The sequence below is a fragment of the Pseudomonas sp. 313 genome, assembly GCF_000316965.1.
GTDB classification, from domain to species: domain Bacteria; phylum Pseudomonadota; class Gammaproteobacteria; order Pseudomonadales; family Pseudomonadaceae; genus Chryseomonas; species Chryseomonas benzopyrenica.
The window spans coordinates 109,444-129,623 of the sequence record NZ_ANBZ01000079.1; the positions used below are offsets into that span (position 1 = coordinate 109,444).

Consider the following 20,180-nt stretch of genomic DNA (forward strand, 5'->3'; position numbering starts at 1 on the left):
AGAGGGCTTGGGGTGTTACTGGCAGGCTTCGCACTCGGGATCGTCGAGGCTGCAGGCCTTGGGCACCGGAGCCGGTGCGGGGGCGGGAGCAGCTTCGGCTTTCTGCGCCGGGGCGGGCGCTGCACTGGCCTGGACGCCGGTGATGGGATCGGCGCTCACGGCGTTCAGCTTGCCGGTATTGATGGTGGACTTCTCGGTACTGGTGGCAGCCAGGGCACGGAGGTAGTAGGTGGTCTTCAGACCGCGGAACCAGGCCATGCGGTAGGTCACGTCGAGCTTCTTGCCCGAGGCGCCGGCGATGTACAGGTTCAGCGATTGGGCCTGGTCGATCCACTTCTGGCGACGGCTGGCGGCCTCGACGATCCACTTGGTCTCCACTTCGAAGGCGGTGGCGTAGAGGTCCTTCAGATCCTGCGGGATGCGCTCGATCTGCTGCACGGAGCCGTCGTAGTACTTGAGGTCGTTGACCATCACCGAATCCCACAGGCCGCGGGCCTTGAGGTCGCGTACCAGATAGGGGTTGATGACGGTGAATTCGCCCGAGAGGTTCGACTTCACATAGAGGTTCTGGTAGGTCGGCTCGATCGACTGGGACACGCCGGTGATGTTGGCGATGGTCGCGGTCGGCGCGATGGCCATGATGTTGGAGTTGCGGATGCCCTTCTTGGCACGCTCGCGCAGCGGGGCCCAGTCCAGGGTCTCGGACAGGTCGACCTCGATGTACTTGGCGCCGCGCTCTTCGATCAGGCGCTTCTCGGAATCGATCGGCAGGATGCCCTGGGACCACAGCGAACCCGGGAAGCTGGAGTAGCTGCCACGCTCTTCGGCCAGGTCACAGGAGGCCTGGATGGCGTAGTAGCTGATCACTTCCATGGAGGTGTCGGCGAACTGCACGGCGGCATCCGAACCGTAGGCGATGTGCTGCAGGTACAGCGCATCCTGGAAGCCCATGATGCCCATGCCGACCGGACGGTGCTTGAGGTTGGAGTTCTCCGCCTGGGGCACCGAGTAGTAGTTGATGTCGATGACGTTGTCGAGCATGCGCACGGCGGTCTTGACGGTACGGGCGACCTTGGCCACGTCCAGCTTACCGTCGACGATGTGGTTCACTAGGTTCACCGAACCCAAGTTGCACACGGCGATCTCGTCCTTGTTGGTGTTCAGGGTGATCTCGGTGCAGAGGTTGGAGCTGTGCACCACGCCCACGTGCTGCTGCGGGCTGCGCAGGTTGCACGGGTCCTTGAAGGTCAGCCACGGGTGGCCGGTCTCGAACAGCATGGAGAGCATCTTGCGCCAGAGGTCCTTGGCCTTGATGGTCTTGTGCAGCTTGAGCTTGCCGTACTCGGTCAGGGCTTCGTAGTACTCGTAGCGCTCTTCGAAAGCCTTGCCGTAGAGGTCGTGCAGGTCGGGCACGTCGGCGGGGGAGAACAGGGTCCAGTTGCCGTCCTCGAAGACGCGCTTCATGAACAGGTCGGGGATCCAGTTGGCGGTGTTCATGTCGTGGGTACGACGACGGTCGTCACCGGTGTTCTTGCGCAGTTCGAGGAATTCCTCGATGTCCAGGTGCCAGGTTTCCAGGTAGGCGCAGACCGCGCCCTTGCGCTTGCCCCCCTGGTTGACCGCCACGGCGGTGTCGTTGACCACCTTGAGGAAGGGCACGACGCCCTGGCTCTTGCCGTTGGTGCCCTTGATGTAGGAGCCCAGGGCGCGTACCGGGGTCCAGTCATTGCCCAGGCCGCCAGCGAACTTCGACAGCATGGCGTTATCGTGGATGGCGCCATAGATGCCGGACAGGTCGTCGGGCACGGTGGTCAGGTAGCAGCTGGACAGCTGCGGACGCAGGGTGCCGGCGTTGAACAGGGTCGGGGTGGACGCCATGTAGTCGAAGCTGGCCAGCAGGTTGTAGAACTCGATGGCGCGGGCTTCTTTATCTTTTTCCATGTGCGCCAGGCCCATGGCCACGCGCATGAAGAACAGCTGCGGCAGCTCGAAGCGGGTGCCGTGGCTGTGCAGGAAGTAACGGTCGTACAGGGTCTGCAGACCCAGGTAGGTGAACTGCTGGTCGCGCTCGTGATCGATGGCGGCGCCCAGGCGCTCCAGATCGAAGCTGGCCAGTTTCGGGTCCAGCAGCTCCAGCTCCACGCCCTTGGCGACGTAGGCGGGCAGGGCCTTGGCGTAGAGGTCGGCCATCTCGTGGTGGGTGGCGGACTCGGCGACGCCGAGGAAGCTCAGGCCTTCGGCGCGCAGGCTGTCCAGCAGCAGGCGGGCGGTGACGTAGGAGTAGTTGGGCTCACGCTCGACCAGGGTGCGGGCGGTCATCACCAGGGCGGTGTTGACGTCCTTCTCGGCCACGCCGTCGTACAGGTTCTTCAGGGTTTCCTTCTGGATCAGCTCGCCGTTCACCTCTTCGAGGCCTTCGCAGGCTTCGCTGATGATGGTGTTCAGGCGACCCATGTCCAGCGGCTGGGTGGTGCCGTCGGCCTTGGTCACGCGGATGCTCGGGTGCGGCTCGGCGATGTCGCTGGCGGCGCCCTGCTTGCGCTCCTGGCTGCGGGCCTCACGGTAGATCACATAGCTGCGGGCGACCTTCTGCTCGCCGGCGCGCATCAGCGCCAGTTCGACCTGGTCCTGAATCTCTTCGATGTGGATGGTGCCACCCGAGGGCATGCGGCGCTTGAAGGTGCTGCTGACCTGGTCGGTGAGCTGCTTGACGGTGGTGTGGATGCGCGAGGAGGCCGCGGCGGTACCGCCTTCCACGGCGAGGAAAGCCTTGCTGATGGCCACGGTGATCTTGTCGTCGGTATAGGGGACGACGGTACCGTTGCGCTTGATGACGCGCAGTTGACCGGGGGCGGTGGCGCCCAGGTCCTGGCTGTCATCTTGCGCCGGGCGGCCCTGCTGGGCTTGCTCGCGGGTCAGGTCGGTGTGCATGCGGAACTCCCTTGATCGGAAAGAGGGGATCGTCGGCGAGCCGGCGATCCGGAAGAGTGTTGGCCCTGGGCCTGCGCGACGACTGCCTGTCGCGCCATTAGCAATGAAGATTCCAACGAAAAGCCGTATCGGCACCGATTCCCGAGGGAGCCGGCGTTCGGGGTCAGGGACCCTGGAAATTCATGATTCGGGCGACAGGATAAGCCCTCCTCGCTAGGGAAGACAGTCTTGACAGAGGGGTGTTTCGCCGTCCCAGGCTATACCGACGAACTGCTATATATGGTGGTGCGGGGGTGCAAAGGCCACTAGATGTCGCGTTTGTCACGTTTCCAGCTGTGGATAAGACGTGGATAAGCTGTTCGGGACTGGGGGGTATCCTGGGGGTGGTACCCGGCCAGTGCGCGTGAAGGCTGGGATCAGAGCGAGGTGGTTAAATAACGTACAACGTGGCGGAACCGGCATGACAAAAGCGTCAAGGGATATACCGGTTCGCTATGAGCACTTTCTCCACCATAAGAAAACGTTCGATGGCCGCTGCGACGTTCTGCCCCTGCCAACCTCCGCGGCTCTCATCGACCAGAGAACCCTTCCTCTATATAGGCTTCCCTCAGCGCCGAGGCGCGACCAGCGTCAGCAACCGCTGTTGCTCGTCCAGGCGGAAGTGACCGCGCAGGGATGTCCCGGCGGACCAGCGCGGCGAGAGATCGATCAGCAGGCGGATGTCGAAGGCACCGCCGGGATCGGTGCCAAGGATCTCGGCATCCTGGAAGAAGAACATCTGCCCGACCTGGGGGTGCAGCGCCTTGAACAGACTCTCCTTGGCGGAAAACGCCAGGGTGATGGCAAGGGCCTGCCGATCTTCGTCCAACGCCTGCACGCTTTCCCGTTCGGCCGGGGTGAGGATCTGGTCGGCCAGGCGCAGCGCCTTGGCCGGTTCGAGCAGGGTTTCCACGTCCAGACCCAGACCCAGGTAATCCCCGGCGCTGCCCACCACTGCCGCGGCCCAGCCGTGGCTATGGGTGATGGCGCCGACCCAGCCGCTCGGCCAGGCGGGTCCGCGGTCCGTGGTGCGATGACCGGGCACCGCAGCAGTACCGCTCAGCTGGCGCAGCGCCTCGCGAGCGCAGAGACGACCGGCCAGGTACTCGGCCTGGCGCTTGGCCACGGCGCGGCGGATGTTGTCCGGGGGTAGGGCGCCCAGGCGCAGGGCGTCACGCTCGAAGCTCAGCTGGGTTGGATCGAAGCGGCAGTGCAGGAGGCTCAGGGAGGCGAGTTCCGCCGCCAGGGGCGGTAGCGGCTCGGGCGCTGTGCAGCAGCCGGGCAGGTCGGCGGGGGGCAAGGCAGGCATCTCAGCCGACTACTCGTGGAGGGTAGCTACGGATCACGACAGGCTCCGAGGGAAGGGCGCGCAAAGGATAGCCGACTACCGGCTCCGGCTGGCGGAAAACCGCCTCGGACGGTGGGGGATTTCCGCCCCTTTTCGTCGGGTGGCGAGGTTCCGCCCGCCGCGGGCTACTAGACTTTTGGCTGAAAGGTGCATGAAAGCTGGCCTTTTGATTGCGCAGCCAAAAGTGGAACGACGATTGCTTAGGTTTAGCCAGATACTGGCGTCACCGTCGCGCGGCCGCCAGATCCACAACAAAAAGCTCTCAGGATGAGAGAGCCAACATCAGTCAGGTGCCCACTCAGACAGGACGTCAGGCAGTGGCCACAAGGGAAAGAGCCATGACAGCAACCGTCGACACAACAACTACTACAGCTCCCGCGCCCAAGCGACCCGTCAAGCAGCCGATCTACAAGAGCCTGTACTTCCAGGTAATCGTGGCGATCGTCCTGGGTATCCTGCTCGGCCACTTCTATCCCCAGACCGGCGCGGCCATGAAGCCGCTGGGCGACGGTTTCATCAAGCTGATCAAGATGGTCATCGCGCCCATCATCTTCTGCACCGTGGTGACCGGCATCGCCGGCATGCAGAACATGAAGGCCGTGGGCAAGACCGGCGGCATGGCGCTGCTGTACTTCGAGATCTTCTCCACCATCGCACTGCTGATCGGCCTGATCGTGGTCAACGTCGTCCAGCCGGGCGCCGGCATGAACGTCGACGTCAGCACCCTGGACACCAAGGGCATCGCTGCCTACGCGGCAGCTGGCGAGAAGCAGAGCACCATCGACTTCCTGATGAACATCATCCCGTCGACGGTCGTCAACGCCTTCGCCACCGGTGAGATCCTGCAGGTCCTGTTCTTCGCCGTGCTGTTCGGCTACGCCCTGCATCGCCTGGGCGAGACCGGTCAACTGGTGTTCAACTTCATCGACCGCATCTCCCACGTCTTCTTCAACATCATCAACGTCATCATGAAGCTCGCCCCCATCGGCGCCTTCGGTGCCATGGCGTTCACCATCGGCAAATACGGCGTCGGCACCCTGGTGCAGCTGGGCTACCTGATGGCCTGCTTCTATATCACCTGCCTGCTGTTCGTGCTGGTGGTACTGGGCGCCGTCGCACGCATGCACGGCTTCAGCATCCTCAAGTTCATCAAGTACATCCGTGAAGAACTGCTGATCGTGCTGGGTACCTCGTCCTCCGAGTCCGCCCTGCCGCGCATGCTGACCAAGATGCAGAAGCTGGGCGCCGAGAAGTCGGTGGTTGGCCTGGTGATCCCCACCGGCTACTCCTTCAACCTCGACGGCACCTCCATCTACCTGACCATGGCCGCGGTATTCATCGCCCAGGCCACCAACACCCAGATGGACATCACCCACCAGATCACCCTGCTGCTGGTGCTGCTGATCTCCTCCAAGGGCGCTGCGGGCGTCACCGGTAGCGGCTTCATCGTGCTGGCCGCCACCCTGTCCGCCGTCGGTCACGTACCGGTCGCCGGCCTGGCGCTGATCCTGGGTATCGACCGCTTCATGTCCGAAGCCCGCGCCCTGACCAACCTGGTCGGCAACGGCGTGGCCTCCATCGTGGTCGCCAAGTGGTGCGGCCAGCTGGACGAGCAGACCCTGAAGACCGAACTCGCTCGCGGCCCGAACGCCGTCGAAGTCGAGGAAGCTCGCCAGACTGCCTGAGCCTAGCGCGAGGACCGCTCCTGGAGCGGTCCCTCCGGCACTCGCGAAACGCCCGTATCGAAAGATGCGGGCGTTTTCTTTTGCCTTGGATTTGCTGAGGGAGGGACGCAGGCGCTGTGCCCTGGCGGAAACGCCGAGCGATCAATTGGCTGGGGTTGCCTCAACCGCCGGCCAGGGTGCCTGGGCTGCGGCTCCATCACGCTCTTGGGTGGCAGCCAGGATGCAGTGGAAAGCAGGGGGGCGCTGTACGTGGGCCTTGCGAGCGTCGTCTTGCCGGAGGACGAGCAGGCGCAGGGAAGGTGACCAGGCGGTGTCGGGTGGGTGCGTATGACACGCCAGGCTGCGTGGTCGCAGGCAGGTTGCCGAAGCAGAGGGGAAAGGGGACGGGTAATAGCAGGAGGAGGGGTGAAGCGCTGGCAGGTCGCCAGCGCTTTGGGGGTGCATCAGCGACGCAGGGTCGGGCGATAGCCCATCACGCCGTAGAACAGGATGTAGAGGTAGCAGACCAGGGGGATAAGGAAGGAGGGCAGCAGGCCGATGGTATCGGCGAAGTAGCCCTGGATGGCCGGCACCAGGGCGCCGCCGACGATACCCATGCACAGCAGACCCGAACCCTTGGAGGTGAACTTGCCCAGGCCCTTGAGCGCCAGGGAGAAGATGGTCGGGAACATGATGGAGTTGAAGAAGCCGATGGCCAGCAGGGCCCACATGGCGACCTTGCCGCCTTGCAGCACGGCCACGGCCAGCAGCACGCCGATGGCGATGGCGTTGAAGCTCAGCACCAGGTTCGGCCGCACCTTGGTCATGATCACGCCGCCGATGAAGCGACCGACCATGGCGCCACCCCAGTACAGCGACAGGTACTTGGCGGCGGTAGCGGCGTTCAGGCCGGCCACGTCCGGGCTTTCCATCAGGCTCACCAGGTAGCTGCCGATGGACACTTCGGCACCCACGTACATGAAGATGCCGACCACGCCGAGCAGCAGGTGGCGATAGGCCCAGACGCTGTTGGCGGCCAGGGCGTTCTCGTCGGTGGCGTTGTCCTGTTCGGTGTCCTTGATCTGCGGCAGGCGGAAGAGGCCAATGATCACCGCCAGGGCGACCAGCATGCCGGCCAGGATCAGGTAGGGCAGCTGCACCGAATGGGCGGCGGAGTCTTCACCGACCAGCGCCAGGATGGTCACCGCGCCCACCAGTGGGCCGACGGTGGTGCCCAGGGAGTTGAAGGCCTGGGTCAGGTTGAGGCGCGAGGCCGCGGTTTCCGGCTTGCCGAGGATGGTGACATAGGGATTCGCCGCTACCTGCAACACGGTGATGCCGGCCGCCAGTACGAACAGGGCGGTCAGGAAGAAGCCGTAGGAGTGGGCTCCGGCCGCCGGGTAGAAGAGCACGCAACCAACGCCGGCAGTGAGCAGGCCGACGATGATGCCCTTCTTGTAGCCCAGACTTTCCACCAGGCGACCCGCTGGGAAGGAGACGATGAAGTAGGCGGTGAAGAAGCAGAACTGGATCAGCGAGGCCTGCAGGTAGCTGAGGGTGAAGACCGCCTTGAGGTGGGGGATGAGGATGTCGTTCAGCGAGGTGATCAGGCCCCACATGAAGAACAGCATGGTGAGGACGATCAAGGGTCCGCGGTAGCTCTGGTTTTGATTGTGCATTGGGGCTCCATGGGTACAACAGTTTCTTGTTTCTGCCCGCGATTCTCGGACAGCGCTGTCTAGGGCGGCTGCGCAGACACAGCGAAGCGGCGCGAGATTAAGCTATTCGCGCTGCTGAATCCATTCTTCCTGGAGGTTCGCAGGCGAAGTGCCGGCGCCTTCGACCGCGGGGCCGGTGACCGGTTCAGCGGGGCACGGCGCAGAAATGAAAAACGGCGCCAGAGGCGCCGTTTGGGTCACACAAGTGAGGGCTATCAGCCCTGCCAGCGCTTGAGTACCAGGGTGGCGTTGGTGCCGCCGAAGCCGAAGCTGTTGCTCATGACGAGGTCAAGCTTGGCGTCTTCCTTGGTCTCGCGCAGGATCGGCAGGTCAGCGACTTCCGGATCCAGTTCGTCGATGTTGGCCGAGCCGGCGATGAAGTTGCCTTCCATCATCAGCATGCAGTAGATGGCCTCATGGACACCGGCGGCGCCCAGGGAGTGGCCGGACAGGCTCTTGGTGGAGCTGATGGCCGGCGCCTTGTCACCGAACACGGCGCGTACGCCCTTGATCTCGGCCACGTCGCCCACCGGGGTGGAGGTGCCGTGGGTGTTCAGGTAGTCGATCTCGCCGTCGACGGTGGACAGCGCCTGCTGCATGCAGCGGATGGCGCCTTCGCCGCTCGGGGCGACCATGTCGTAGCCGTCGGAGGTCGCGCCGTAGCCGACGATCTCGGCATAGATCTTGGCGCCACGGGCCAGGGCGTGTTCGAGTTCCTCGACCACCACCATGCCGCCGCCGCCAGCGATGACGAAACCGTCACGCTTGCTGTCGTAGGCACGGGAGGCCTTTTCCGGCGTCTCGTTGTAGTCGCTGGAAAGCGCGCCCATGGCATCGAACAGCATGCTCTGGGTCCAGTGCTCTTCCTCGCCGCCGCCGGCGAAGACCACGTCCTGCTTGCCGAGCTGGATCTGCTCCATGGCCAGGCCGATGCAGTGAGCGCTGGTGGCGCAGGCCGAGGCTACGGAGTAGTTCAGGCCCTTGATCTTGAAGGGGGTGGCCAGGCAGGCGGAGACCGTGCTGCTCATGGTCCGGGTCACGCGGTAGGGACCGACGCGCTTGACGCCCTTCTCGCGCAGGATGTCCAGGGCTTCCATCTGGTTGAAGGTGGAAGCGCCACCCGAGCCGGCGATCAGGCCGGTGCGAGGGTTGGAGACCTGGTCTTCGGCCAGACCGGAGTCCTTGATCGCCTGCTCCATCGCCAGATAGGCGTAGGCGGCGGCATCGCCGACGAAGCGCTTGACCTTGCGGTCGATCAGTTCTTCGAGGTTCAGGTCGATGGAACCGGAAACCTGGCTGCGCAGACCCATTTCGGCATATTCCGGATTGTGACGGATGCCGGCACGGCCTGCGCGCAGGTTGGCGGAAACGGTGTCTTTATCATTGCCCAGGCACGAAACGATACCCAGACCGGTAATGACGACGCGACGCATGCGAAAAGCCCTTAGAAGCTATCGGTGGAAGTGAACAGGCCGACGCGCAGACCTTCGGCGGAGTAGATCTCGCGGCCGTCCACGCTAACGGTGCCATCGGCGATGGCCAGAATCAGCGACCTGTTGATGGTGCGTTTGATATGGATATTGTAGGTGACCTTCTTGGCGGTCGGCAGTACCTGACCGAAGAACTTCACTTCGCCAGAGCCCAGGGCGCGACCGCGACCCGGATTGCCCTGCCAGCCAAGGTAGAAACCGACCAGCTGCCACATGGCATCCAGGCCCAGGCAGCCCGGCATCACCGGATCACCTTCGAAATGGCAACCGAAGAACCAGAGGTCGGGACGGATATCGAGTTCCGCCACCAGTTCGCCCTTGCCGTATTTCCCGCCTACCTCACTGATATGCGTGATCCGATCGATCATCAGCATGTTCGGTGCGGGCAATTGGGCATTGCCCGGACCGAAGAGCTCGCCACGGCTGCAGCGCAGCAAGTCTTCGTAGGTAAAGGCGTGTTGTTTGGTCATGCAAGCTCCTGTAGCTGGCCTAGGTCCAGGCTCTGGCGACTCCGAAGGTCGCTCTGGGTATGGCTTCGTGTAGCAGTAGACTGCCGGGGCATCGGGAAAGTCACAGGCCAGCGCCCCGCTCGTTAACGGACCATTGTGCACTTTTCGCAGTCAATTCTCCATCCTGGGCGCCCGCTCGGGGTCGCGCGCGCCCTGGGGCGACGCGGCGGGCAGTACCGGGAAAGGGGTGTTTGCCCACCCTAGATAAGTATTCCTCGGGCGTTTTCAATACCGTTCGGCCGATACGCGGCAGACCGTGAACCGGCCCTGAGGCCGGCGCGCGGCTACCGTATACTGAGCGACGAGGCCGCGCGATCGCGGTGAAGCCGAGAGTTTCGATGACAGTCCAATCCCCCATCGCCGTCCTGGGCGGCGGCAGCTTCGGTACCGCCCTGGCCAATCTGGTCGCCGAGAACGGGCTGCCGGTGCGCCTGTGGATGCGCGATCCGCAACAGGCCGAGACCATCCGCCGCGAGCGCGAGAATCCGCGCTATCTGAAGGGTATCAAGGTGCACGCCGCGGTCGAGGCCACCAGTGACCTGCAGGGCGCCATCCAGGGCTGCGAGCTGATCCTGGTGGCCCTGCCGTCGAGCGCGCTGCGCCAGGCCCTGGCACCCATCGCCCAGCAGCTGGAAGGGCGTTTCCTCGTCAGCACCACCAAGGGCATCGAAGCGCATTCCTTCATGCTGATGAGCGAGATCCTCGCGGAAATCGTGCCGCGGGCGCGCATCGGCATCATCTCCGGGCCCAACCTCGCCCGCGAGATCGCCGAGCACCAACTCACCGCCACCGTGGTGGCGAGCGAGGACGAAGCCGTGTGCCGGCGGGTCCAGGCGGCGCTGCACGGCCGCACCTTCCGCGTCTATGCCAGTGCCGACCGTCTCGGCGTGGAGCTGGCCGGCGCCCTGAAGAACGTCTACGCCATCATCGCCGGCATGGCCGCGGCCCTGGCGATGGGCGAGAACACCCGCAGCATGCTGATCACCCGGGCCCTGGCCGAGATGACCCGCTTCGCCGTGCAGCGCGGCGCCAATCCCATCACCTACCTGGGCCTGGCCGGGGTAGGGGACCTGATCGTGACCTGCTCGTCGGAGAAGAGCCGCAACTACCGAGTCGGCCATGCCCTGGGGCGAGGATTGACCCTGAACGAGGCGGTGGCCCAGATCGGCGAGACCGCGGAAGGCGTCAATACCCTGCGCGTGCTCAAGGAAAAAGCGGACGAGTTGGGCGTCTACATGCCCCTGGTCAACGGCCTCTATGCGATCCTGTTCGAGGGCCGCAGCCTGGGGCAGGTGATCGAGGCCCTGATGGGCGGCGAGCCCAAGACCGATGTCGATGTGGCGGATGCCCCCTTCAATTGAGCCGCTACACTGTCTGAAAAGAGGAATTTCCATGTCCCAACCCGAACATTCCCGCGAGCTGCTAGGCCTGCGCCTGATCTGGATGCTGCTGTTCCTGTTCGTCTGGCTGGGTGCGCAGTACGTGCTGGCGGTGGTGGTGCTGGTGCAGCTGGTGGTGCGCCTGATCAAGGGCGAAGCCAATCCCGGTCTGACCGCCTTTGGCGCGGCCCTGGGCAGCTATCTGGCGCAGATCGTCCGCTTCGGAACCTTCGCCAGCGAAGTGAAGCCCTGGCCCTTCGCCGACTGGCCGGCCACCGAGCAACCCGACGACCGTTCCGCCACCGCGCCATGAAGCTCTGGCTGCTGCGGCATGGCGAAGCCGAGGCGCGGGCGCCCAGTGACGAGCTGCGCGAGCTGACCGCGACCGGTCGCGCCGAGGTGCTGCGTAGCGCCCTGCAGCTCAAGGGTGCCGAGTTGCAGCTCATCCTCGCCAGTCCCTATGTGCGCGCGCAGCAGACGGCGGCCCTGGTGCAACAGCAGCTGGGCTGGCCGGGCGAGTTGCGCAGCGTTTCCTGGGCCACGCCCGACGGCGAGCCGGAACGCGCCCTGGCGGAGCTGGCGCGACTGGAGGTGGAGGAGCTGCTGCTGGTGACCCACAATCCCTTCGTCGGTGAACTGGCCGGCTGGTTGCTGCACGGTCATCGGCAGGCACCGGTGGCCATGGGTACCGCGTCCCTGCTGTGCCTGGAGGCGCCGCTGCCCTTGGCCGGCGGTTTCGATCTGGTCAGTCGCTTCCACGGCTGACGCCCTTGCAAGGAAAGTACATGAGCATCTGGCAGACCCTTCCGGATCCTGAGGACCTCGGGCGTGCGCTCGAGAACACCCTGGCCGAACACCTGGACATGCGGATCGAAGCCTGGGACGACAGCAGCCTGACCGCCAGCATGGTGGTCGACCGCCGCACCCACCAGCCCATGGGGCTGTTGCATGGCGGCGCTTCGGTGGCCCTGGCGGAAACCGTGGGCTCGATCGCCAGCATGCTCTGCGTGGATCGCTCGCGCTTCTATTGCGTGGGTCAGGAAATCAATGCCAACCACCTGCGCGGCGTCCGCTCCGGGCGGGTGACGGCGGTGGCGCGTCCCCTGCACCTGGGGCGCAGCAGCCATGTCTGGGACATCCGCCTGAGCGATGAAGAGGGGCGCCTGACCTGTGTCTCGCGGCTGACGGTAGCCGTGGTGCCCTTGCAGCGGGATGCCTCACCGGCATGAAGCGCGCACTGGCATTCGCGAAGCACAAGACATGACCGCCCAGGTGCAGGAATTGCGGCTGGAATTGCCCCATATCGACTTGAGCGCCCGGGTCTTCGGTCCGGAAGATGGCTATCCGGTGCTAGCGCTGCATGGCTGGCTGGACAATGCCATGACCTTCGCCCAGCTCGCGCCACGGCTGCACGGCCTGCGCATCGTCGCTCTGGACCTGCCGGGTCATGGTCTGTCGGCCCATCGTCCCGCAGGCGTTGGGTATGCGATTCAGGACTATGGGCTGGATGTGCTCGCGGCTGCGCAGCAACTGGGCTGGGATCGCTTCGGTCTGCTTGGCCATTCGATGGGCGCCATCGTCGGCGTCATCGCCGCCGCGGCCCTGCCGGAGCAGATCGAACGCCTGGCGCTGATCGATGGCCTGCTGCCCTATACAACGCCGGCAGAGGAGATCGCCGAGAAACTCGGCAAGGCGCTGCTGGCGGAGCTGGAGCTGCCCAACCGGCGCAAGCCGGTCTACGCCACGGTGGAAGACGCCGTAGCGGCGCGGCTGAAGGGGTCGCTGACGGTCAGTCGGGAAGCCGCCGAGCTGCTCGCCGAGCGTGGCTTGATGGCGGTACCCGGTGGCTACACCTGGCGTTCTGATCCCCACCTGAGGCTGCCCAGTCGAATGAGGTTCACCCCGGAGCAGGCCGAAGCCTGTCTGCGCGCGGTGCGCTGCCCCACAGCCCTGGTGGTGGCCACGGGTGGCCTGGTGGCGCCCCACGCCGAGGCCATGCGCCTGGCGCGGGAGCAACCCAACTTCAGCGTTCACGAATTGCCGGGCGGGCACCATCTGCATCTGGACGATGCGGCGGGCGCCCAGGCCGTCGCAGATTGTTTCAATGCCTTCTTTGCCGCCGGCACCGGGCACGACGAATAATGCGGCATGCCTAGCCGTCTGTTCTGCCCGCGCTCCCGCTCCCTGCCACGCCTCCTGCTGATCGGCCTGCTGCTGTCCGTTGGGACGACGCAGGCGGAGGTGCTGCCGGAGATCGCACCCATGGACCATGCCCAATTGGTGCGCGAAAGCGGACCGGCCAGCGCCGAACGCCTCTATCCGCTGGGACCGGCCAGTCGCATCGGCGGTCGCCTGCGTCTGGAGGATTCGCTGCAGGTGGAGGGTCAGCTCCAGACCCAGACCTTCGAGCTGGCCCCTGGGCATCCGCCACTGGCACGGCTGGACAGCGAACGCCAGCGCCTGCAGCAGCAGGGCGCGACGCTGCTCTATTGGTGCGAGGGGCGTGACTGCGGCGCCAGCAGCGTCATCGCCAACAGCCTGCTGGGCGAGGCCATGCTGTTCGGGCCCGACGACCAGCAGGGTCTGCTGGTATTGCAGCTGGCGGAGCCACAGACGGTGCTGACGCTCTATGGCATCACCCGGGGCAACCGCCGCGGCTACCTGCATGCCGAGCGGCTGCAGGCCGGCCAACCCCTGCCCGAGTTGTTGCCGAGCGCTGCCACCCTGCTCAAGGAATTGCAGCGCGACGGTCAGCTGCTGCTGCCCGCCCTGGAGCGGACGCCGGAGCAACCCTGGATCGCCCGCCTGGCGGCGGCCCTGGCGCTCAATGGCGATGTCGCCGTGACCCTGGGCGGCGACCAGGCCATGGCCTGGCAGAGCGTCCTGCGCGAGGCGGGAATCCGCGCGCCGCGACTGCAGACCGAGGCCAGCCGCGCTGCCGGGCTCTATCGCCGCTAGACGTCGTTGACGTAGCGGGTCCGCCCCGCGCCCAGACCAAAGAGCGTGGCCAGCACGGCGATCAGGGTGAAGAGCACGCCCATGGGTGCCCAGTCGTGGGTGGCGTCATGGAGGATGCCCACCAGCAGCGGGCCGAGCGAAGCCAGGCTGTAGCCCGCGCCCTGGGCCATGCCCGACAGCCGCCCGGCGGTTTCCGCATCCCGCGAGCGCAGCACCAGCAGGGCGAGCGCCAGGCTGAAGGTGCCGCCCTGGCCCAGGCCGAGCACGACGGCCCACAGCCAGAGACTACCCAGCGGCGCATAGAGGCAGCCCAGCAAGCCGGCGAGGGTCAGGCTCATGGCCACCACGATGGCCAGGCGCTGGTCTCGGCCGCGGGTCGCCAGCCAGGGGGCGGTGAGGGCGCTGACCAGCTGGGTCATCACCGAACCCGACAGCATCAGACCCGCCTGCACCATGCCCAGGCCGCGATCCATCAGCAGGGTCGGCAGCCAGCCAAAGACGATATAGGCCAGCGACGACTGCAAGCCCATGTACAGGGTGATCTGCCAGGCCAGTCGGTTGCGCCACAGCGAACCGCCGGCACCCCGGCGCGGTGCGATGGTGGGCGGCTGGCGCAATTGCGGCAGCCAGACCAGCAGGGCCACCACGGCGACCAGGGCCCAGGTGGCGAGAGCAGGTTGCCAGCGGCCGTCGAAGGCCGTGGCGAGGGGTGCGGTGGCGCCTGCGGCCACGGCGGCGCCAATGCACAGCATCATGGTGTAGAGCCCCATCAACTGGCCGGCCTGGGCGGGAAAGTCGCGCTTGACCAGGGCTGGCAGCAGCACGCCGAGGATGCCGATGCAGGCGCCGGCGATCAGGCTGCCAAGAAACAGCCCCAGGGGTGGCAGCAGACTGCGCAGGACGATGCCGCCGGCGAGCAGCGCCAGGATGGCGCCCAGGGTACGTTCGCTGCCCCAGCGGCGCGCCAGGCGCGGGGCCAAGGGCGCGAATAGCCCCAGGCAGAGTACCGGCAGGGTGGTGAGCAGGCCGATGGCGCTGCTGGAAAGGCCCGTGCTGGCTTCGATCTGCCGCAGCAGGGGTGCCAGGCTGGAGAGGGCCGGGCGCAGGTTGAGGGCGATGAGCATGAGGCTGGCGAGCAGCAGACCGCGTTGCCAGGGCGTGAGGTGGGACGTCGCTGAAGAAGACATGAGCACTGCTATGACCGGGGAAACCGGCAATGCTAGCGCACCCTGGCCATAACGCACGGCGCTTCCGTTCGCTACCCTTCAGCGGGAAAAAATAGTTGGCGGACCGGCTAAAAAATCGCCAGTTCGTCCATCGCCGCACCGCCGCTCGCTTGTCCGGGGTCGGCCGGAGGTTTTCCACGAGGTTATCCACAGCAACTGTGGATTACCGCCAGAAAACAGTCCTTTTGCTTTGGCTGGCGATCTGTTAGGCGCGGTCGCTCCCCGCCGGCTGACAGGCATTTGCTACTATTACGCCCCTTCGCGCTGGCTGTCGAACCAGCGCCACCGCTGAACCGGAGTAACGATGACCGATCCCATTCGCCTCACCCAATACAGCCACGGTGCCGGTTGTGGTTGCAAGATCGCCCCCAAGACCCTGGAGACCATCCTGGCCGGCAGCGGGGCCCAGCATCTGGATCCGCGGCTGTGGGTGGGCAATGCGTCGCGCGACGATGCGGCGGTCTATGGTCTGGATGACGAGCGTGGGGTGGTCTCCACCACCGACTTCTTCATGCCCATCGTCGATGACCCCTTCGATTTCGGTCGCATCGCCGCCACCAATGCCATCAGCGACATCTATGCCATGGGTGGTGACCCCTTGCTGGCCATTGCCATCCTCGGTTGGCCGGTCAATGTGCTGCCGCCGGAAGTGGCGCGCGAGGTCATCGCCGGCGGTCGGCGGGTCTGCGACGAGGCCGGCATTCCCCTGGCCGGCGGCCATTCCATCGACGCGCCCGAGCCGATCTTCGGCCTGGCCGTGACCGGGATCGTGGAGAAGCGCCACCTCAAGCGTAACGACACCGCGACCTTGGGCAGTCGTCTCTATCTGACCAAGCCGCTGGGCATCGGCATCCTCACCACCGCCGAGAAGCGCGCCCTGTTGCGGCCGGAGGATCGCCATCTGGCGCGTGACACCATGTGCCAGCTCAATCGTCCCGGCAGCCGTTTCGGCCGCCTGGCCGGGGTGACGGCGATGACCGACGTCACTGGCTTCGGGCTGCTCGGCCACCTGGTGGAGATGGCCGACGGCAGTGGCCTGACCGCCGAACTCGACTTCGCCGCCATTCCCCGTCTCGACGGGGTGGATTTCTATCTGCAGCAGGGCTGCGTGCCCGGCGGCACCGAGCGCAACTTCGACAGCTACGGCAGCCGCATCGCCCCGCTGGACGAGGCCCGCCGCCAGCTGCTGTGCGATCCCCAGACCAGTGGCGGCCTGTTGGTGGCCGTGGCCCCCGAGGGCGAGGCGGAATTCCTTGGCGTGGCCGCGGAGCTGGGTCTGGCCCTGCAACCCATAGGGCAACTGGTGGCTCGGCGCGCCCATGCGGTCGAGGTGGCTTGATGAACCAGCGTGAGGATGCCCGCGACCTGCGAGCGCTGTTCCTGAGCGATGTACCCCTGATCGATGTCCGCGCCCCGGTGGAGTTCGGCAAGGGTGCCTTTCCCCAGGCGACCAACCTGCCATTGATGAACGACCTGGAGCGCCAGCGCGTGGGCACCCGCTATAAGCAGCAGGGCCAGCAGGCGGCGTTGCAACTGGGTCATCAACTGGTGTCCGGTGCGGTCAAGGAGGCGCGCATCCAGGCCTGGGCCGATTTTGCCCGGGCCCATCCGGAGGGCTATCTCTATTGCTTCCGCGGCGGCTTGCGCTCGCAGATCAGCCAGGAATGGCTGCGCAGCGAGGCCGGCATCGCCTATCCGCGGGTGGTGGGTGGCTACAAGGCCATGCGCACCTTCCTTATCGACACGCTGCAGCAGGCCCTGGCCGAGTGCCGCTTCGTGGTGGTGGGCGGCATGACCGGTACCGGCAAGACCGAGGTGGTGGCCCAACTCGACAACGCCGTCGACCTCGAAGGGCATGCCAACCACCGCGGTTCCAGTTTCGGCAAGCGCGCCACGCCGCAGCCGGGCCAGATCGATTTCGAGAATCGCCTGGCCGTCGATCTGTTGCGCCGCCGCCAGGCGGGGCAGGGGCAGTTCGTGCTGGAAGACGAGTCACGGCTGGTCGGTCGCTGCTCCTTGCCGTTGGAATTGCACCAGGGCATGCAGCAGTACCCGCTGGTTTGGCTGGAAGACAGCCGGGAAAATCGCATTGAGCGCATCCTGCGCGACTACGTCATCGACCTGGCGGCGGAATTCCTTGCCCTGCACGGGCCGGAGCAGGGCTTCGCGCTGTTCGCCGAGCAGCTGCGCAAAAGTCTCTCCGGCATCGCCAAGCGCCTGGGTGGCGAACGCTTCCAGCGCCTATCGACCATTCTCGAAGACGCCCTGGCCGAGCAGGAGCGCTCAGGCGACGTTGCCGCGCATCGTGGCTGGATCGAGGGCCTGCTGGCCGAATACTACGATCCCATGTATGCCTATCAGCGCGAGAGCAAGGCGTCGCGGGTGATCTTCAGCGGCGACCAGGCTGCGGTGGTCGAGTTTCTGCGCAATCGAGGCTGAACAGCGGCCACGGTTAGCGGTCTACGCTGCGGTTATCCGGCCGTTCCGGCCGGTCACAGGTCGCAAGGAGAAAAAGAGATGAAAGCGAAACTGGTTCCCGTCCTGGTCGCTACGTTGGCTACCGTGGTGCTCGCGGGATGCTCGGGCAAGGTGGTCAATCGCGACAGCTGCGCCAGCCAGACCCGCTCCGCCTGGCAGGAACTCGACCTGGCCAAGGCCGAAGGCTTTTCCGGCACCGTGAGCTATTCCAAGGCGCTGGCGCTGCTGTCCACCGCCAAGACCCAGCAGCAGGTCGAGGCCTACACCGGTTGCGTGAAGAATGCGGAAAAGGCGCGCTTCTATATTCGCGAGTCTCGCGCCGGTCGTTGATCGTTCGTGCGACTGGCAAACGGCCGCCATCCAAAGCGACGTCGGCATAACCGAGTGCGACGGATAGCGGCTCGTTAGCCCCCCAGCCCCTCAAGAATCGGCTTCTGCGGACGACAGCGTCGGTAGAACTCATTCCGTTGGGGTGCCGTATGAAAGGGATTGCCCGCTATCGCCTGGCCAATTGGCGAACCGCGACCAAGCTGGCGGTGGGCTTTGCTCTGGTGCTGCTGCTGACACTGGTGGTGGCCCTCCAGGGCGGCCTTGCGCTCAAGGATGTCGAGCATCGTTTCGGTTCCCTGCGCGACATGGCGGCGATCAACCGGCAGGTGATGCAGGTGCGCGCCCTGGAGCAGGGCTTTCGCCTGAGTGGCGAGGCCGCCCAGGCCGAGCACCTGCGGCAGGCCCTGCCTGTGGTACTCGAGCGGTTGGGGCAGTTGCAGGCGGAGGTGGGCAATGCCAACGCTGCCGATATCGATGCCGCCCGCGAGGCCACCAAGGCCTATGGTGCCGCCTTCGCCGACTTCGAGCGCCTCAATACCTCGCGCCGTCTGGCCATGGAAGGGGCGGCCTTCCTGGTGGAGGGCGCGGCCAACAGCCTGGATATCCTCCAGTCCGGTCTGCTGGATGACGGCGCCTATGCGCTCAAGGATTCCGCTGGCAAGCAGGGCGCCGAACTCCTGACCCTGTCGCAGCAGGTCGGCGAACTCTATCGCCTGATGCTCAAGAGCCTCGACGAAGCTCAGGCACGGGCAGGCAAGAACACGGTGGACGACCAGCCCTTGCCCTCGGCCAGTGCCGCCCTCGAGCTACTGGCCAAGGTGGAGCCGCAGCTGAGCGATCCGGCCTATTCCTCGGTCATCCAGGACGTCTCCACCAATATCAAGGAATTCATCCGCCGCCTGGGCGACTATGCCGCCGCCCTGGCCCAGGAGCAGACCGCCGGTGCGCGGATGACCAGCCTGGCCGAGGCCGCCGTGGAGCGGGTCGATGCCCTTTATGGGCAACAGGAAGCCGAGTTGCAGGCGATGATGACCAAGCGCCTGCTGACCATCGGCGGCGTCGCGCTGCTGGCGCTGATCGTCGGTGCCCTGGCCGCGCTGATCATCACCCTGGCCATTGTCCGCCCGCTGCGCAAGGTGATCGCTGCCGCCGAACGCATCGCCCAGGGCCAGCTGGATGTCGAGTTGACCGTGGATCGCGGTGACGAGATCGGCCAGCTGCAACGTTCCAGCGCCAGCATGGTGGCGGCGCTGCGCGGCATGGTTCTGCAACTGCAGAATGGCATCGGCCGACTAGGCCAGTCTGCCGCGGCCCTGGCCGAGCAGGCCCGGGATGCGCAACTGGGCGTGACCCGCCAGCGCGAGGAAACCGATCAGGTGGCGGCGGCCATGGCTGAATTGGCCGCCACCGCCCAGGGCGTCGCCGCGGACGCCGAGGCCGCCGCCGGTGCCGGCGACCAAGCCGAGCGCCAGGTCAACGACGGCCAGGCGGTGATCGGCCGCAGTCTGGCCGGTATCGAGACCCTAGGGGTGGACGTCCGGGCAGCTGCCGAGCGCCTCGAAGGCGTGTCCCACGACAGCCAGGCGATCAGCAGTGTGCTGGACGTGATCAAGGCAGTGGCCGAGCAGACCAACCTGCTGGCGCTCAACGCGGCCATCGAAGCGGCCCGCGCCGGTGAGCAGGGGCGAGGGTTTGCTGTGGTCGCCGACGAAGTCCGCGCCCTGGCGCGCCGTACCCAGCAGTCGAGTGTCGAGATCGAGCAGCTCATCGTGGTGTTGCAGAAGGGCAGTGGCGAGGCGGTCGCGCGGATGCAGCAGAGCGAGACCCTGCTGGCCGGTACCCTGGGCAGTGCCGGCGATACCCGGCGGGCCTTCGCCGGTATCGCCACGGCGGTGGCCAGCATCCAGCAGAAGAATCAGCAGATCGCCGCGGCGGCCTTGCAGCAGCGGGGCGTGGCCGAAGAGGTGGCGGTCAATGTCACCCGGATTCGCGACGGCGCCGATCAGTCCAGCCAGGCGATGGCGGCGACGGCGTCAGCCAGTCGGGAGCTGGCCGAGCTGGGCGACGAGCTCTCGCGACTGGTGCAGCGCTTCCACGTCTGACCGAACCC

17 protein-coding genes and 1 pseudogene are annotated in these 20,180 nt (G+C 65.8%); 12 read left to right on the plus strand and 6 right to left on the minus strand.

Features of this window, described 5'->3' with window-relative positions:
* Positions 1–15: 15 nt before the first annotated feature.
* Complete coding sequence (locus tag C722_RS0118655; RefSeq protein ID WP_017641970.1) at positions 16–2,931, minus strand: ribonucleoside-diphosphate reductase subunit alpha; 2,916 nt, start codon at positions 2,929–2,931, stop codon at positions 16–18.
* 607 nt (positions 2,932–3,538) lie between these two features.
* Positions 3,539–4,279, minus strand: a complete 741-nt coding sequence (locus C722_RS0118660; RefSeq protein WP_017641971.1) for a 4'-phosphopantetheinyl transferase — start codon at positions 4,277–4,279, stop codon at positions 3,539–3,541.
* A gap of 377 nt (positions 4,280–4,656) precedes the next feature.
* On the opposite strand from C722_RS0118660, the gene C722_RS0118665 reads away from it, so the two are divergent.
* On the plus strand, positions 4,657–6,003 hold the full coding sequence (locus C722_RS0118665; RefSeq protein WP_051226179.1) for a dicarboxylate/amino acid:cation symporter: 1,347 nt from the start codon (positions 4,657–4,659) through the stop codon (positions 6,001–6,003).
* Between the two features lie 443 nt (positions 6,004–6,446).
* On the opposite strand, the gene C722_RS0118670 is transcribed toward C722_RS0118665, so the two are convergent.
* The 3 genes from C722_RS0118670 to fabA all read right to left on the minus strand — a co-directional run bounded on the left by C722_RS0118670 (position 6,447) and on the right by fabA (position 9,660).
* Positions 6,447–7,661, minus strand: a complete 1,215-nt coding sequence (locus tag C722_RS0118670) for a sugar MFS transporter (RefSeq protein WP_017641973.1) — start codon at positions 7,659–7,661, stop codon at positions 6,447–6,449.
* Between the two features lie 254 nt (positions 7,662–7,915).
* A complete protein-coding gene (gene fabB, locus C722_RS0118675; protein ID WP_017641974.1) occupies positions 7,916–9,133 on the minus strand; it encodes a beta-ketoacyl-ACP synthase I in 1,218 nt (405 codons plus the stop codon).
* Positions 9,134–9,144: 11 nt separating this feature from the next.
* Entirely contained in the window at positions 9,145–9,660 is a 516-nt protein-coding gene (gene fabA, locus C722_RS0118680) for a 3-hydroxyacyl-[acyl-carrier-protein] dehydratase FabA (protein ID WP_007160484.1), read from the minus strand.
* 377 nt (positions 9,661–10,037) lie between these two features.
* On the opposite strand from fabA, the gene C722_RS0118685 reads away from it, so the two are divergent.
* The 6 genes from C722_RS0118685 to C722_RS0118710 are packed head-to-tail and all read left to right on the plus strand — an operon-like array spanning position 10,038 to position 14,036.
* Positions 10,038–11,060 (plus strand): NAD(P)H-dependent glycerol-3-phosphate dehydrogenase, encoded by a 1,023-nt coding sequence (locus C722_RS0118685; RefSeq protein ID WP_017641975.1) that lies wholly within the window; start codon positions 10,038–10,040, stop codon positions 11,058–11,060.
* Positions 11,061–11,091: 31 nt separating this feature from the next.
* Positions 11,092–11,391, plus strand: coding sequence for a DUF4389 domain-containing protein (locus tag C722_RS0118690; protein ID WP_007160482.1), 300 nt, complete (start codon positions 11,092–11,094; stop codon positions 11,389–11,391).
* A complete protein-coding gene (sixA, locus tag C722_RS0118695) occupies positions 11,388–11,843 on the plus strand; it encodes a phosphohistidine phosphatase SixA (RefSeq protein ID WP_017641976.1) in 456 nt (151 codons plus the stop codon). Before C722_RS0118690 ends, sixA begins: the two co-directional genes overlap by 4 nt.
* Positions 11,844–11,863: 20 nt before the next feature.
* The gene (locus tag C722_RS0118700; protein ID WP_017641977.1) at positions 11,864–12,307 is read left to right on the plus strand and encodes a hotdog fold thioesterase; all 444 of its coding nucleotides are present in this window, start codon (positions 11,864–11,866) and stop codon (positions 12,305–12,307) included.
* Between the two features lie 31 nt (positions 12,308–12,338).
* Positions 12,339–13,220, plus strand: coding sequence for an alpha/beta fold hydrolase (locus C722_RS0118705; protein WP_017641978.1), 882 nt, complete (start codon positions 12,339–12,341; stop codon positions 13,218–13,220).
* A 6-nt stretch (positions 13,221–13,226) separates the two neighbouring features.
* A complete protein-coding gene (locus C722_RS0118710; RefSeq protein WP_017641979.1) occupies positions 13,227–14,036 on the plus strand; it encodes a DUF4892 domain-containing protein in 810 nt (269 codons plus the stop codon).
* Here the strand turns inward: C722_RS0118710 and C722_RS0118715 are convergent.
* On the minus strand, positions 14,033–15,223 hold the full coding sequence (locus C722_RS0118715; RefSeq protein WP_256204551.1) for an MFS transporter: 1,191 nt from the start codon (positions 15,221–15,223) through the stop codon (positions 14,033–14,035). The two genes, C722_RS0118710 and C722_RS0118715, sit on opposite strands and share 4 nt — an antisense overlap.
* Positions 15,224–15,566: 343 nt before the next feature.
* Between C722_RS0118715 and selD the strand changes: the two genes are divergently transcribed.
* From selD to C722_RS27170, 5 genes and pseudogenes are all read left to right on the plus strand, one after another.
* Positions 15,567–16,601, plus strand: coding sequence for a selenide, water dikinase SelD (gene selD / locus C722_RS0118720; protein WP_017641981.1), 1,035 nt, complete (start codon positions 15,567–15,569; stop codon positions 16,599–16,601).
* On the plus strand, positions 16,601–17,701 hold the full coding sequence (gene mnmH / locus C722_RS0118725) for a tRNA 2-selenouridine(34) synthase MnmH (RefSeq protein WP_017641982.1): 1,101 nt from the start codon (positions 16,601–16,603) through the stop codon (positions 17,699–17,701). The genes selD and mnmH overlap by 1 nt, the downstream gene beginning before the upstream one ends.
* A gap of 78 nt (positions 17,702–17,779) precedes the next feature.
* Positions 17,780–18,070 (plus strand): hypothetical protein, encoded by a 291-nt coding sequence (locus tag C722_RS0118730; RefSeq protein WP_017641983.1) that lies wholly within the window; start codon positions 17,780–17,782, stop codon positions 18,068–18,070.
* Positions 18,071–19,098: 1,028 nt separating this feature from the next.
* Positions 19,099–19,287, plus strand: a pseudogene (locus tag C722_RS27165) (HAMP domain-containing protein); the annotation flags it as partial.
* Positions 19,288–19,329: 42 nt separating this feature from the next.
* On the plus strand, positions 19,330–20,172 hold the full coding sequence (locus C722_RS27170) for a methyl-accepting chemotaxis protein (protein WP_371099826.1): 843 nt from the start codon (positions 19,330–19,332) through the stop codon (positions 20,170–20,172).
* The last annotated feature ends 8 nt before the right edge of the window (positions 20,173–20,180 follow it).